A 13517-nucleotide genomic window follows, 5' to 3' on the forward strand; every position below is an offset into this window, starting at 1 on the left:
ACGGCGGACGATGGCGCCTGCGCGCCATCGTCCGGCGGGATCAGAACACGTAGTTGAGGTGCATCTGCGCCTGGGTGTCCGGAGTGCCCAGCAGGCGTTGCGCCAGCACCGCCCCGCCCAGCGCCAGGCGCTGGCGACGGTAATCCGCGCCGATCATCACCCGGTAGTCCACGCCCGACGTGCGGCCCGGCAGCTCGAATGCGTGGCCCGCCGCCCCGTGCAGATACGCCAGGCGACCGCGGGCATGCTCCTTGACGGAGCCGATCAATGCCGCGTCGCCACGCACTGTCCACGCCGACCCGACCCGCGCCTGCGCGCCCGTGCCGGCTTCCCACTGCACGCCACGGCGCGTGCCCGCGCCCACCGAGAGCCCGAATGCGTCGGCGCCATGTTCGTGGAAGGCGGCCTCGCGGGTGTGGAACGCGGTGACGCCCAGCCGCGGTTGCCAGTGCACGGCGGCGGCCACCACATCGCGGCTCAGCATGCTGCCGATGCGGGTGCGCGAGAGCGCGCGCCGGCTGTGCGCCGTCGTGTGCGTAGCGCCCCACTGGAGCTGTCGTTGACCGTCCATCCGGTGCCACTCGTTGCCGAGGGTGTGCTGCACGCGGAACGCACCCAACGACTGGCCGATGCCCACGCCGGCGAAGCGCGACTGGCTGCGCGTCTGCCCGCCGTCGTGCGCGACATCCGTGCTGAGCAGGCCGGACATCATCTGCAGATGGCGGCCGCCCTGCATCGGTACCGCCAACTGCAGGCCGCTGCCCACGCCCTGCACGCCGTAGCGGGTGTCAGCGCCCGGCCCGAACGCCAGCAGGTGGTGGCCGTCGGTCGGCGCGCTGCGTGCCAGGCTCGACCAGAACGCCTCGCCGTTGGCGGCCAGGCGCTGGCTCGCCGCCATCACCTGCCCACCGGACAGCTGGTGCAGGGCACGGTTGAACTCGGCGGTGTCGGCCACTTCCAGGCTGTGGAACAGCGCCGAGTTGCCATAACCAGCTTCCAGCGCGGCCGCCACGCCCTGGACCGATGCATCGGCCAGCGCGCGGTAGTCATTGCGTGTCATCACCACATCGACGTTGCCGCTGGCATCGCGCTCGGCCTGCGCGCGCCACACCACCGTCGCGCTGCGGATGTTGTCTTCACCGCTGTCGGCCCCGGTAAACACACCCGGCAGGTGGACCTGCGACGCGGCGGTACCGCGGGTGAAGCCGGTGTCCACCGCGACATCGGCCAGGTGACCGCCCTGATGCAGCGCCATGCGCCCGGCGCTGCCATCGGCGTTCGTGCCCACGGTGTAGCCGCTGATGCCGCGCGGTGCCTGCCAACCCAGGTCGGCACCGGGCCGATTGACCGCAGCGGTGGCGGCATCGGCGTTGATGCCGCTGCCGCTGCCATACACATTGACCTGGCCGTTGTTGATCAGCCGGCCGCTCCCGCCCCCCGCACTCTGGAAGGCATGCGAGTGGTCGGCGTGGATGTTGATCACGCCGCCACGGCGGTTGTTGAGCGTGGCCGAGCCATCCGAACGCATCGCCACCAGGTGCTGGCCGTTGGCCGCACCGGCGATACCGAGGTTGATCGTGCCGTCGTTGATCAGGGTGGCGCCGCGCGCGCCGGACATGGCCACGGCGTGATCACCGGTCACGGTGAGGGTACCCTGGTTGAGCAGCGTCGCCGATGCGCCTTCGGCATGCAGGGCCGCGTGGTTGCGGGCATGGCTGGTGATCTGTCCGCCCACCCGGTTGATGCCCGTGCTGGCGTGGGTATCGGCGAGCAGGGTGAGCACCCGGGCATCGGCATCGAGCACGATGCTGCCGTGGTTGTTGAACGCGTCGATGGTGTCGCGGTCATTGCCGACGCGCGCGGTGGTGGCGTGGATCAGGCTGCCCTGGTTCAGCGCGCCACTGGCGTGGAGGGTGCCGTGATTCTCGAACCCGGCGGCACCGCCCAGCACGAACCCGCCGCCGTCCACGACCAGCCTTGCGGGGCGCTGGCGCTCGCCGTTGTCGAAATCGCTGTCGCCCTGCAGCACCACCAGTGTGTCGCGCAGCTGCATGTCGCCGTGGTTGTCGATCTCCGCATCGCCATCCAGGGTGATGCGTGCCCCCTGTGCCGACAGGCGGCCGAAATTCTCCAGGCTGGCATCGGCCTGCAGATGCAGGCTGCCGCGCAGGTCGAGCTGGCCACGGTTGTCGAGGTCGCCATCACGCTCGATCACCAGGCGCGCGGCCTCGCCGACGCGCAGCGTACCGTGGTTGTGCAGATGACCGTTGCCGCGCACCGTGAGGCTGCCGGCATTCAGATCCAGGTGGCCGTCGTTGCGTGCGTTGCCGATGATGCGGGTGTCCACCGGCTGATTCCATACGGACTCACCGCCAGCCGCCACCAGGGTCTGGCGATCGCCGAACTGGCCGCCTTCCTGGCCGGGGACGGGACCGCCGCCGCTGTTCCCACCGCCATTGCCGCCGCCGTTGCTACCGCCGCCGCCGGCAGCGCCCGCCGCACCTGCTGCCACCGCGACAATGCCGCCGATCCACCACGCCGACAGGCCGCCTCGGCCGCTGCCCTGCGCCGTTTCGCAGTCGGTGTCGCCGACCGGATCGCACTGCGCCGCGGTTTCCGCGTGGGCAGGCAGTGCGGGCACGCCGCACAGGGTCAGGGCAATCATCGCGGCGAGCGGGTGGTGGAAGAGAACGGTACGGCGCATGGGCAGCTCCAGTCATGGGTACAGGACGAGGAAAGACGGAGCGGGTGCGGGTCGCGACACCGCTCCGACCGCGCGAAGGCGGTGAGGGTGCGTCATGGTCGTGACAACGCCGGAGGCTGTATTTGAAACAAATACGAAAATCCCAGAATGTGACCGGGTCGTATGGTGTTAGGAAACGTTTATGTGTTGCTGCTAAATCACAGCGCCTGAAACGCACAACGGCACCACATGGGTGCCGTTGTGCAGGTCCGTTGCGATGCCGCGCTACTTCACCCCGTGCATCATCCTTTTCAGCAGCGGTGAGCACAGCAGCGCCACCGCCGCACAGCCCAGGCCGATCCACATCAGCAGCCAGAACAGATGCTCGTAGCTGGCTGCGGCAGCGGCGATGTTCATCGCTTCGCCTTCGGGCACGTCGATCGCGGCGAGCTTGCCGAACAGCGCGGCCAAGGTTTCGGAGAACGCGGTGGCCAGGAACCAGGTGCCCATCATCAGGCTGACCACGCGCGGCGCGGCCAGCTGGGTGACCGCCGACAGGCCAACCGGCGACAGGCACATTTCGCCGATCTCCAGGATCAGATAGGCCAGTACCAGCCACCACACGCTGGCCATCTGGCCGGTGGCACCAACGTGCTGCGCGGCCAGTGCCAGCGGCACGAACGAGAGCGCGGCGAAGACCAGGCCGAACGAGGATTTGACCGGCTTGGACGGGTCCATGCGGCGACGGTCCAGCCACGCCCAGAGCATCGCGAACAATGGCGCCAGCACCACCAGGAACAGGCCGCCGAGATAGGTCAGCGAGCCGGCGGTCTGCGGAATCACCAGGCAGTCGCGGATCAGCATCACCAGCATCAGCGCGACGATGGCGATGAACAGGGTGCGCGGCGCGGCCGAGGCCGGGTTGCGTTCGGACAGACGCGCGGCCACCACGAAGCCCAGCGGCGCCAGCAGCAGCGAGGCGATCGACCACGGCAGCGGGGTGCCGCCCTGGATCACCAGCGCGGGCACCAGGTCCTTGGTCAGCAGGCGGTCGGTAAAGGTGACCCACGAGCCGTAGGTCTGCTCGTACAGGGTGAAGAACACCAGGGCCATGAAGATCAGCGCCATCAACGCGATCATCTGCTGGCGCTGCACCGGCGTGCAGCGGGTGCCGGTGAACCAGGCGAACCACACCAGCACGCCGCCCAGCACGACGATCATCAGCATCAACGCGAGGCTGATTTCGCCGCCCAGCGCGAAGGCGCCATTGGCGGCGGCCCACATCAGCGCGGCCACCGGGATCACCCCGAGCACCGCGACCGCGTAGATCAGCCATTCGCGGCGGATGCCGAGCACGCGGTGGCGCAGGGCCGGTGCGTCGGACGGTTCGGCATGGCCCTGCAGGTACTTCTGGCCCCACAGGAACATGACCAGACCGATCACCATGCCGATGCCGGCGGCGCCGAAGCCGTACTTCCAGCCGTAGGCTTCGCCGAGAAATCCACACACCAGCGAGGCGAACAATGCACCGAGGTTGATGCCGGCATAGAACAGCGAGAAGCCCGAGTCGCGGCGCGGGTCGTTCTCGGGATAGAGCTTGCCGACGATGGTGGAGATGTTGGGCTTGAGGAAGCCCACGCCCATGATGATCAGCGCCAGCGACAGGTAAGTGATGCCCAGCGCCGCCTCGTCGCGCACGATCTGGCCGTCGATGCGGGTGGCGGCGTGACCTTCGAAGGCCATGCCCAGGTGGCCGAGCACGAGCAGCACGCCGCCGAACACCACCGCCTTGCGCATGCCCAGCCAGCGGTCGGCGAGCAGGCCGCCGAACACCGGGATGCAATACACCAGACCCCCGTACGCACCGAGCAGGTCGAGCCCGGCCTTGTCGCCGAACAGGTGGTACTTGGTGAGGTACAGCAGCAGCAGCGCCTTCATGCCGTAGAACGAGAACCGCTCCCACATCTCGGTGAAGAAGCAGACGTACACCCCTTTGGGGTGACCGAGGAAGTCGTCGGAGGCGGGCAGGGCAATGGCGGTCATGGGCGGGCAGGCAACAGACAGGCGGCGATTATGCCCCCTGTGCTGCGCAGGTGCCGGCACCCGTTCGGGCCATTGCTACGGTGGGTGGGGGCCGACCGTTGGTCGGCACGCCCTGCTCACAGATACCGCAACCACGCCAGATCCCGCCGCCGTGCCTTCAACCGCGCGAACGCCCGGGTCGGCCAGTACAGGGCGAGGACCAGCACGGCGGTCAGGACCCACAGGGTGGCCACATGGTCCACCCCGACGTATGCCCCGTGGGTCGGCCCCCGGTACGCCTCGGCAAGCACGTACAGCAGCTTCAGCACGTACAGGTGCAGCAGGTAGAAGAACATCGGCGCGGCACCGATATCGGCCAGCGGTGCCAGCACACGCGCGACGGCCGGCCGCTCGTACAGGCGCAGCAGCAACAACCCCACACCCAGGGTCAGCAGCAGGAACAGCAGCGAAGGCGGGTACTTGGTGACGTTGAACATGCTCATCAGCGTCGCACCGGCGGTGCCCAGCGTCTGCCACGGACTGTCGCCGTAGACGTTGACCGCGCGCAGCAGCACGAAGCCGAGCAGGGCGCCCCCGCCGGCCAGCACCAGCCGCTGCTGGCGTTGTGCGGCATCGCCGCCGCGCGCGAACCACGGCCCGATCGCGTAGCCCAGGGCGATCACGCCGATCCACGGCAGCACCGGGTAGGAGGTGCGCAGGCGCAGGTGGTCACCCAGCGCGATCCAGTCGCGCTGGTGCAGCACCTTCCACAGGATCGCCAGCGGCCCGTCGCCCGTCACCCGCACACCGTCCAGCAGGTTGTGCCCGGCGATCAGCACCAGTGCCAGTGCCGCCAGCGCGCCACGCGGCAGCCACAGCAGCCCGGCCAGGACGATCATGCTCAGGCCAATCGCCCAGATCACCTGCAGGTAGATCACGCTGGGCGGGAACTGCAGGGTCCAGGCGAAGTTGACCACCAGCAGCTCCAGCGCCACCAGGAACAGGCCCCGCTTGAGCAGGAACGCGCTGGTGGCGCGCCGGCCATCGGCCTTCGTGCTGCCATACAGCCAGGCCGACAGCCCGGTGAGCAGCACGAACACGGGGGCGCACAGGTGGGCGAGCAGGCGGCTGACGAACAGCGCCGGCTCGGTCTGGTCCACCACCATCGGGTCCGGGACCTGATGGTGCAGGTAGAACGTTTCGCGGACATGGTCCAGCAGCATCAGCACGATCACCGTGCCACGCAGCTGGTCGATGGAGGTCAGGCGGGAGGCGAGGGGAGTGGTCACGGCAACGCCAGGATGTGGCGCGATAGGATATAACATAACTAATTGGCGCGACCAGGTGACCGGGCGACCAGGCCTTGCCGATCCGGGCGGCATGGCGGCGGCGTTGCCGCCCTATCGTCGTGACCACCGTGAGTCACGCGCGCTGCAGCACGTTTCACACTGGACTTGCCCGGACATGAACGCTAGCGTGGACCAGATTTTTTGCCAGCAGGGGCTTACATGAACAACGACGCTGCGCCCAAACAGCTCACTTTCCGCGCGGTGGTGCTTGCCATCGTGCTGGCGGTGATCCTGTCGGCGGCCAACGCCTACCTGGGTCTGTTCGCAGGCCTGACCATCGCCACCGCGATTCCCGCGGCCGTCATCTCGATGGGCGTGCTGCGCCTGCTCGGCGGCGGCACCATCCTTGAGAACAACATCGTCCAGACCGGCGCCTCCGCCGGCTCGTCGATCGCCGCCGGTGTGATCTTCACCATCCCCGCACTGGTGATCATGGGCTACTGGCCGGACTTCAAGTACTGGTGGGTGCTGGGCATCGCCGGTCTGGGCGGCCTGCTGGGCGTGCTGTTCTCGGTGCCGCTGCGCCGGTCGATGATCGTCGAAGATCCACTGCCCTTCCCGGAAGGCAAGGCGGCCGCCGAAGTGCTCAAGGCCGGTGAGAACCCGGGCCCGGGCCTGAAGATCCTGGCGGTGTCGGCCGTGATCGGCGCCTTCGTGAAGCTGGCGGCCGAAAGTGGCCTGCGCCTGATCCCGGATGCCTGGGCCACCTCGGCCTACGTGGGCAGCTCGAAGATCACCGCCTTCATCGGCACCAACCTGTCCCCGGCGCTGCTCGGCGTGGGGTACATCGTCGGCCTGAATGTCGGCATCGTGGTGGTGTCCGGCTCGATCCTGACCTGGCACATCGCCATTCCGCTGTACCAGGCGTTCTTCATGAACACCGATCCGGCACTGGCGGCATCGATCGCCACGGCCAGCTCGACCGAGGCGGCATTCGCCATCTGGGGCGCGAAAATGCGTTACCTGGGCGTGGGCGCAATGCTGATCGGCGGCGTCTGGACCCTGATCTCGCTGCGCAAGTCGCTGCTCAACGGCGTCAAGAGCGGCTTTGCCGCCGCGCGCAAGAGCGGCGGACCGGCGCTGGCACACACCGAGCGCGACCTGCCGATGAAGTGGATGCTGGTGGCCCTGGTGGTGTTCACCCTGCCGCTGCTGGCGCTGTACCAGGCCATCGTGGGCCAGTGGCACGTGTCGATCCCGATGACCCTGATCATGATCGCTGCGGGCTTCCTGTTCGTGTCGGTCTCGGCCTACCTGGCCGGCCTGATCGGTTCGTCCAACAACCCGGTCTCGGGCATCACCATTTCCACCATCCTGTTCGCCTCGGCGGTGCTGGTGGTGCTGCTGGGGGCCGACGGCCTCAAGCCGGTCGGCGTTGGCGGGGCCCCGCTGGGTGCCGTGGCCGCGATCATGATCGGCGCGGTGGTGTGCTGTGCGGCGGCGGTCGGCGGTGACAACCTGCAGGATCTCAAGGCCGGTTACATCGTCGGCGCCACGCCGTGGAAGCAGCAGCTGATGCTGGGCATCGGTGCGTTCTCCTGCGCCCTGATCATGGCCCCGGTGCTGAACCTGCTGGCCACCGCATACGGCATCGGCGTCAAGTCCGAGCTGCACCCCAATGCACTGGCGGCGCCGCAGGCGAACCTGATGGCCTCGGTGGCCAAGGGCCTGTTCGGTGGCGAGCTGCCGTGGACCTTCATCGGCATCGGCGCCGTGGTCGGCGCGGCGATCATCGCCTTCGACAGCTGGCTGAAGGCGCGCAACGCCCGCTTCCGCGTGCCGGTGCTGGCGGCGGCGATCGGTATCTACCTGCCGCTGGAGCTGATGGTGCCGATCTTCCTGGGCGGCCTGATCGCCTATCTGGTGGAACGCTTCCACAAGGTGCGCGCCGACGACGAAGAAGGCCGCGACCGCGTGCACAAGCCGGGCGTGCTGTTCGCCGCCGGCCTGATCACCGGTGAGGCCCTGATGGGCATCGCCATCGCGGTCCCGATCGTGCTGAGCAGCCGTGCCGACGTGCTGGCCCTGCCGTTCCACCTGCCGGGCGCCCAATGGATCGGCCTGGTCGTGCTGTTCCTGGTCGGCTGGTTGATCTACCGCACCGGCAAGCGCGCCGTCGGCAACGTGTAAGCCGCCGCAGGGAGCCGGGCAGGGCCCGGCTCCACCGCCAGGGGGCGCGCGCAACGCGTGCCCCCACGGGGTTTGCCGGATCTGGCCAAGCCCATGACCTGTGGCCTTTGCTTCGGACCGGGTGCCGCCCTACCATCGGCGTTTTGCCGTCCCGCGGAGACCCCGATGAAACTTCGTTACGCCCTGCTGCCGTTGTGCCTGCTGACCGCGATGCCGTCGCTGGCGGCCACGCGCGGCCTGGATGTGCGCGACATGATCGCGCTGGATCGGGTTTCGGCCCCGCTGCTGACCGCCGACGGCGGCAAGGTGGTGTTCGCCAAGCGCGTGGTCGGGACGGACAGCAAGGCCAGCACCGGCCTGTACATCCGCGATCTGCGCACCCGTGACGCCGCACCGCCCAAGCCGCTGACCCCGGCCGGCTGGAACGTCAACTCCGCCGCGCTGTCCGGTGACGGCCAGACCGTGTACTTCCTGAGCGCCAAGGGCGGCAGCCAGCAGCTGTATGCCATGCCGACCGCCGGCGGCACGCCGCGCCAGCTCACCGATTTCCCGGTCGATGTGGACAGCTACCACGTGTCCCCGCAGGGCGACCGCGTGGCCTTCAGCAGCGGCGTGTTCCAGGCCTGCGGCTCGGACCTGGCCTGCACCAGCAGGAAGCTGGACGCGCACAAGGCGCGCAAGAACACCGGCGAAGTCTTCGACAGCCTGTTCGTGCGCCATTGGGACACCTGGAACGATGGCCGCCGCAATACGCTGTTCGTGGCGCCGCTGCCGGCAGCCAAGGGCGCCGCAGTCAAGGGCGCCTCGGCGATCAGCGCCACGCTCGATGGCGATGCGCCGTCCAAGCCGTTCGGTGGCAATGACGACTTCACCTGGTCCCCGGACGGTACGTCCGTGGTCGCTGCGATCCGCGTGGCCGGCAAGCAGGAGCCGTGGTCGACCAACTTCGACCTGTACCGTCTCGATGCAGACGGCAAGCAGGCACCGGTGAACCTCACCGCCGCCAACCCGGCCTGGGATGCCGGTCCGGTGTTCAGCGACGACGGCAAGACCCTGTACTACCGCGCGATGAAGCGCCCGGGCTTCGAAGCCGACCGCTTCGGCCTGATGGCGATGGACGTGGCCACCGGCAAGACCCGCGAGATCGCGCCGAAGTGGGACCGCTCGGCCGGCGAGATCGTCCTGTCCGGCGACGGCAAGGGCATCTACACCTCGGCCGACGACATGGGCGAACACCGCCTGTTCCTGGTCGATATCGACAGCGGCGAGGCGGCGGTGATCGCCGAAGGTGGCAGCATCGGGTCGCCGACCCGTGGCGGTACGACCCTGGCCTACACCCGCAACAGCCTCAAGAGCGGCGACCAGATCGTGGTGGCCGCCTTCGATGGTGCCAACGAGCGCGAGATCACCCCGAGCGCCGGCCAGATGCTGCCCGACGTGGCTTTTGGCGACTACGAGCAGTTCCAGTTCAAGGGCTGGAACAACGAGACCGTGCACGGTTACGTGGTCAAGCCGTACAACTACCAGGAAGGCAAGACCTACCCGGTGGCGTTCCTGATCCACGGCGGCCCGCAGGGCAGCTTCGGCAACGGCTGGAGCTACCGCTGGAACCCGCAGACCTACGCGGGCCAGGGCTACGCCGTGGTGATGATCGACTTCCACGGGTCCACCGGCTACGGCCAGGCCTTCACCGACGCGATCAGCCAGCACTGGGGCGACCGCCCGCTGGAAGACCTGCAGAAGGGCTGGGCGGCCGCGCAGAAGCAGTACCCGTTCCTCAACGGCGACAAGGCGTGCGCGCTGGGCGCCAGCTACGGCGGCTTCATGGTCAACTGGATTGCCGGCAACTGGAACGAGCCGTGGAAGTGCCTGGTCAACCATGACGGCGTGTTCGACCAGCGCATGATGGGCTACGCCACCGAGGAACTGTGGTTCACCGAGTGGGAGCAGGGCGGCACGCCGTACCAGAAGGCCGCGAACTACGAGAAGTTCAACCCGGTCAACCATGTTGCCGAGTGGAAGAAGCCGATCCTGGTGATCCACGGCCAGCTCGACTTCCGCATTCCGGTTGAACAGGGCCTGGCCGCGTTCACCGCTGCACAGCGCCAGGGCATCGAGTCCAAGTTCCTGTACTTCCCGGACGAAAACCACTGGGTGCTCAAGCCGCAGAACAGCGTGCAGTGGCACGACACCGTCAACGGCTGGTTGAAGCAGCACATCGGCCAGTAAGCCGGATTGCAGCGCCGCCCTCCGGGGCGGCGCTTTTCATTGGCGCCGGCGGCTGACCGGCACCCCCATCGACTCTGCAAGGTTGCCGGCCCCGGCCGGCACTACCAGGATGCTCTCATGCCCCTGATCCAGAACGACATCGTCGTCTTCGGCCTGATCGCCGCCACCCTCGGTGCCGTGTTCTGGACCGCCTCGCGACCGCGCGGGCTGTGGAAACACTTCTACGCCGTCGTGCCGGCTCTGCTGCTGTGCTATCTGATCCCCGGCATCTACAACACCGTCGGGCTGATCGACGGCCAGAACACGCGCCTGTACAACCCGATCGCCCGTGATGTCCTGCTGCCCGCCGCGCTGGTGCTGCTGACCCTGGCGGTGGACATCAAGGGCATTCTGCGGCTCGGCCCGAAACTCATCGCGATGTACCTGGGCGCGTCCTTCAGCATCATGCTCGGTGCAGTGGTGGCCTTTCTGGTGATGAAGTGGATGCATCCGTCCACCGTTGCCGGCGATACCTGGGCCGGCATGGCCGCGCTGGCCGGCAGCTGGATCGGTGGCGGCGCCAACATGCTGGCGATGCGCGAAGTGTTCGACGTCAACGCCACCACCTTCGGCCAGTTCGCCGTGGTCGACGTCGGCGTGGGCTACGTGTGGATGGCGGTGCTGATCTTCATGGCCGGCCATGCATCGAAGATCGACGCGGCCACCGGTGCCGATACCTCGGCGATCGATGCGCTGAAGGTGCGCATCGAGAAGTTCCAGGCCGAACACGAACGCGTGGCCAGCCTGACCGACCTGATGCTGATCATCGCGGTCGCCTTCGGCACCGTCGGCCTGTCGCATGCCATCGCCGGGCCGGTATCGGCCTGGTTCAAGGGCCACGTCAGCTGGGCCCCGCAGTTCAGCCTCGACGCGCCGTTCGTCTGGGTCGTGGTCATCTCCACCACCTGCGGTCTGGCCCTGAGCTTCACCCGGGCTCGCAATCTCGAAGGCGCCGGTGCCTCCAAGCTCGGCTCGTTGCTGCTCTACTTCCTGATCGCGTGCATCGGCATGCAGATGGACCTGCTCGCGCTGCTGGAACGCCCGTGGCTGTTCCTGCTCGGCTTGATCTGGATCGCCGTGCACATCGTCCTGCTGTCGACGCTGGCGATGGTGCTGAAGGTGCCGTTCTTCTACTTTGCGATCGGTTCGCAATCCAACATCGGTGGCCCGGCCTCGGCACCGGTCGTGGCGAGCGCGTTCCATCCGTCGCTGGCCCCGGTCGGCGTGCTGCTCGGCACGATGGGCTACGCCACCGGCACCTATCTGGCCTATATAGTCGGCGTCACCCTGCGCTCGCTGGCAGGGCACTAGCCCCCGGCCCACACCCGGGTAGCGCCCGACCGCTGGTCGGGCGACGGCGCGCAGCGCCGGGGACTTGCACGCACACAGAGCGCGTGCCGGCCAACGGCCGGCACTACCGATGCTTTACGCAGGAAGAAGACCGCGTTCGATCAGCCACGCTTTCGCGTCTTCCGCATCCTGCTCGAACCACGCTCTGGTCGACCCCAGGCGATACGTATACCCCCACGCGTCCATGTCGGCCATCAGCCGATCGCTGCCCACGCCCGGCAGCTGCGCGGCCAGCACGATCTGCAGGTAACAGGTGGCGTCTTCCTCGGGGACCGAATCGGTCGCGTCCGTGTGGACCCGTGCGCGCCGCTCCGGCGGCAGCACGATCAGGTGGCAGGCCTCGTGCAGCATCGAATGCACCGGCGTGTCGTCGCGGACGTACACATCGCTGCCGATGATGCCCGCCTCCGGCTCGCCCCAGTAGCTGCCCGGGATCGGCGCACCCGCCTCGATCCGATGCAGGCGCAGCGCATGCGCCGCCAGCAGTGTGGCGGCATCCTCGAAATCAATATCGCCTACGCAGGTGACCTGCGGCTCGGCGTCGGTGGCGACGGTGGTCATGCAATACGAAAAGTGCGCCCCTTCCGGAGGGAAGGGGCGGTGTCGGTCAGGGCTGCTGCGGACCTTCCGGCAGCGCCACGGAGATATCCAGCACGTCGTGCTCGCCGTCCTTGACCAGGTCCACCTTGACCGCGTCGGCGTCGATATTGACGTACTTCTTGATCACTTCCAGCAGCTCGCGCTGCAGCAGCGGCAGATAATCCGGGCCGCCACGGTGGCTGCGTTCCTGCGCGATGATGATCTGCAGGCGGTTCTTGGCCGTTTCGGCAGTGGTCTTCTTCCGGTTCAGGAAATCGAACAGTCCCATGCTTACCCTCCGAACAGCTTGCTGAAGAAGCCTTTCTTCTCCACGGTGGTGAAGCGCATCGGACGCTCTTCGCCGAGGATGCGGCCCACCGCATCTTCGTAGGCCTGGCCTGCCGCCGATTCGGGGTCCAGGATCACCGGCTCGCCCTTGTTGGACGCGTTCAGCACGTCGCCCGATTCGGGCACCACGCCGATCGCCTTCAGGCCCAGCACTTCCTCGACGTCGGTGATGCTCAGCATCTCGCCACTTTCCACCCGTGCCGGGCTGTAGCGTGTGAGAAGCAGGAACGCCGGCACACTCTGCCCGGACTCGGCCTTGTGCGTCTTCGAATCGAGCAGGCCGATGATGCGGTCGGAGTCGCGCACCGACGACACTTCCGGGTTCACCACCACCACGGCGCGGTCGGCGTAGTACATCGCCAGGAAGGCACCCTTCTCGATACCGGCCGGCGAGTCGCAGATGATGTAGTCAAAGCCGTCGGCGGCCAGGTCCTTGAGCACCTTGCCCACGCCTTCCTGGGTCAGCGCATCCTTGTCGCGGGTCTGCGAGGCAGCCAGCACGTACAGGTTGTCGAACCGCTTGTCCTTGATCAGCGCCTGCTTGAGCGTGGCTTCGCCGTGTACCACGTTGACGAAGTCGTACACCACGCGGCGCTCGCAGCCCATGATCAGGTCCAGGTTGCGCAGGCCGACGTCGAAGTCGATCACCGCCACCTTTTTGCCACGACGTGCCAGCCCGCAGGCCAGGCTGGCGCTGCTGGTGGTCTTGCCGACGCCGCCTTTGCCGGAGGTGACTACGATGATTTCAGCCAAAGGACTTCTCCTGATTCTTGTATTTTGGGGGCTGC

Annotated in this window: 9 protein-coding genes; 3 read left to right on the forward strand and 6 right to left on the reverse strand. The window is 67.6% G+C overall.

What is annotated here, in order from left to right; all coding sequences use genetic code 11:
* Window positions 1-40: 40 nt before the first annotated feature.
* The 3 genes from OC534_RS11965 to OC534_RS11975 all read right to left on the reverse strand — a co-directional run bounded on the left by OC534_RS11965 (window position 41) and on the right by OC534_RS11975 (window position 5994).
* Entirely contained in the window at window positions 41-2704 is a 2664-nt protein-coding gene (locus OC534_RS11965; protein ID WP_262071840.1) for a hypothetical protein, read from the reverse strand.
* A 264-nt stretch (window positions 2705-2968) separates the two neighbouring features.
* The gene (locus OC534_RS11970; protein WP_166472733.1) at window positions 2969-4726 is read right to left on the reverse strand and encodes an oligopeptide:H+ symporter; all 1758 of its coding nucleotides are present in this window, start codon (window positions 4724-4726) and stop codon (window positions 2969-2971) included.
* A gap of 116 nt (window positions 4727-4842) precedes the next feature.
* Complete coding sequence (locus OC534_RS11975) at window positions 4843-5994, reverse strand: heparan-alpha-glucosaminide N-acetyltransferase domain-containing protein (RefSeq protein ID WP_017355899.1); 1152 nt, start codon at window positions 5992-5994, stop codon at window positions 4843-4845.
* Between the two features lie 219 nt (window positions 5995-6213).
* Between OC534_RS11975 and OC534_RS11980 the strand changes: the two genes are divergently transcribed.
* From OC534_RS11980 to OC534_RS11990, 3 genes are all read left to right on the forward strand, one after another.
* Window positions 6214-8184, forward strand: coding sequence for an oligopeptide transporter, OPT family (locus tag OC534_RS11980; RefSeq protein WP_017355898.1), 1971 nt, complete (start codon window positions 6214-6216; stop codon window positions 8182-8184).
* A 165-nt stretch (window positions 8185-8349) separates the two neighbouring features.
* Window positions 8350-10413: a S9 family peptidase gene (locus OC534_RS11985; protein ID WP_136006161.1), complete on the forward strand. Its 2064-nt coding sequence runs from the start codon at window positions 8350-8352 to the stop codon at window positions 10411-10413.
* Window positions 10414-10530: 117 nt separating this feature from the next.
* Entirely contained in the window at window positions 10531-11763 is a 1233-nt protein-coding gene (locus OC534_RS11990) for a DUF819 family protein (RefSeq protein ID WP_017355896.1), read from the forward strand.
* 114 nt (window positions 11764-11877) lie between these two features.
* Here the strand turns inward: OC534_RS11990 and OC534_RS11995 are convergent, their stop codons facing one another.
* The 3 genes from OC534_RS11995 to minD are packed head-to-tail and all read right to left on the reverse strand — an operon-like array spanning window position 11878 to window position 13482.
* Complete coding sequence (locus tag OC534_RS11995) at window positions 11878-12363, reverse strand: hypothetical protein (protein WP_017355895.1); 486 nt, start codon at window positions 12361-12363, stop codon at window positions 11878-11880.
* 46 nt (window positions 12364-12409) lie between these two features.
* Window positions 12410-12670 carry a cell division topological specificity factor MinE gene (gene minE / locus OC534_RS12000; RefSeq protein ID WP_017355894.1) on the reverse strand — a complete coding sequence of 87 codons (261 nt, stop codon included), beginning with the start codon at window positions 12668-12670 and terminating at the stop codon, window positions 12410-12412.
* 2 nt (window positions 12671-12672) lie between these two features.
* Window positions 12673-13482: a septum site-determining protein MinD gene (gene minD / locus OC534_RS12005; protein ID WP_136006162.1), complete on the reverse strand. Its 810-nt coding sequence runs from the start codon at window positions 13480-13482 to the stop codon at window positions 12673-12675.
* Between the last annotated feature and the right edge of the window lie 35 nt (window positions 13483-13517).

The organism is Stenotrophomonas sp. Marseille-Q5258 (assembly GCF_946900935.1).
GTDB classification, from domain to species: Bacteria; Pseudomonadota; Gammaproteobacteria; order Xanthomonadales; family Xanthomonadaceae; genus Stenotrophomonas; species Stenotrophomonas nematodicola.

Bases quoted from the DNA above. Each gene is read 5' to 3' on its own strand.
- OC534_RS11965 (WP_262071840.1), bottom strand. From the start codon at position 2,704: ATGCGCCGTACCGTTCTCTTCCACCACCCGCTCGCCGCGATGATTGCC.
- OC534_RS11970 (WP_166472733.1), bottom strand. From the start codon at position 4,726: ATGACCGCCATTGCCCTGCCCGCCTCCGACGACTTCCTCGGTCACCCC.
- OC534_RS11980 (WP_017355898.1), top strand. From the start codon at position 6,214: ATGAACAACGACGCTGCGCCCAAACAGCTCACTTTCCGCGCGGTGGTG.
- OC534_RS11985 (WP_136006161.1), top strand. From the start codon at position 8,350: ATGAAACTTCGTTACGCCCTGCTGCCGTTGTGCCTGCTGACCGCGATG.
- OC534_RS11990 (WP_017355896.1), top strand. From the start codon at position 10,531: ATGCCCCTGATCCAGAACGACATCGTCGTCTTCGGCCTGATCGCCGCC.
- OC534_RS11995 (WP_017355895.1), bottom strand. From the start codon at position 12,363: ATGACCACCGTCGCCACCGACGCCGAGCCGCAGGTCACCTGCGTAGGC.
- minE (WP_017355894.1), bottom strand. From the start codon at position 12,670: ATGGGACTGTTCGATTTCCTGAACCGGAAGAAGACCACTGCCGAAACG.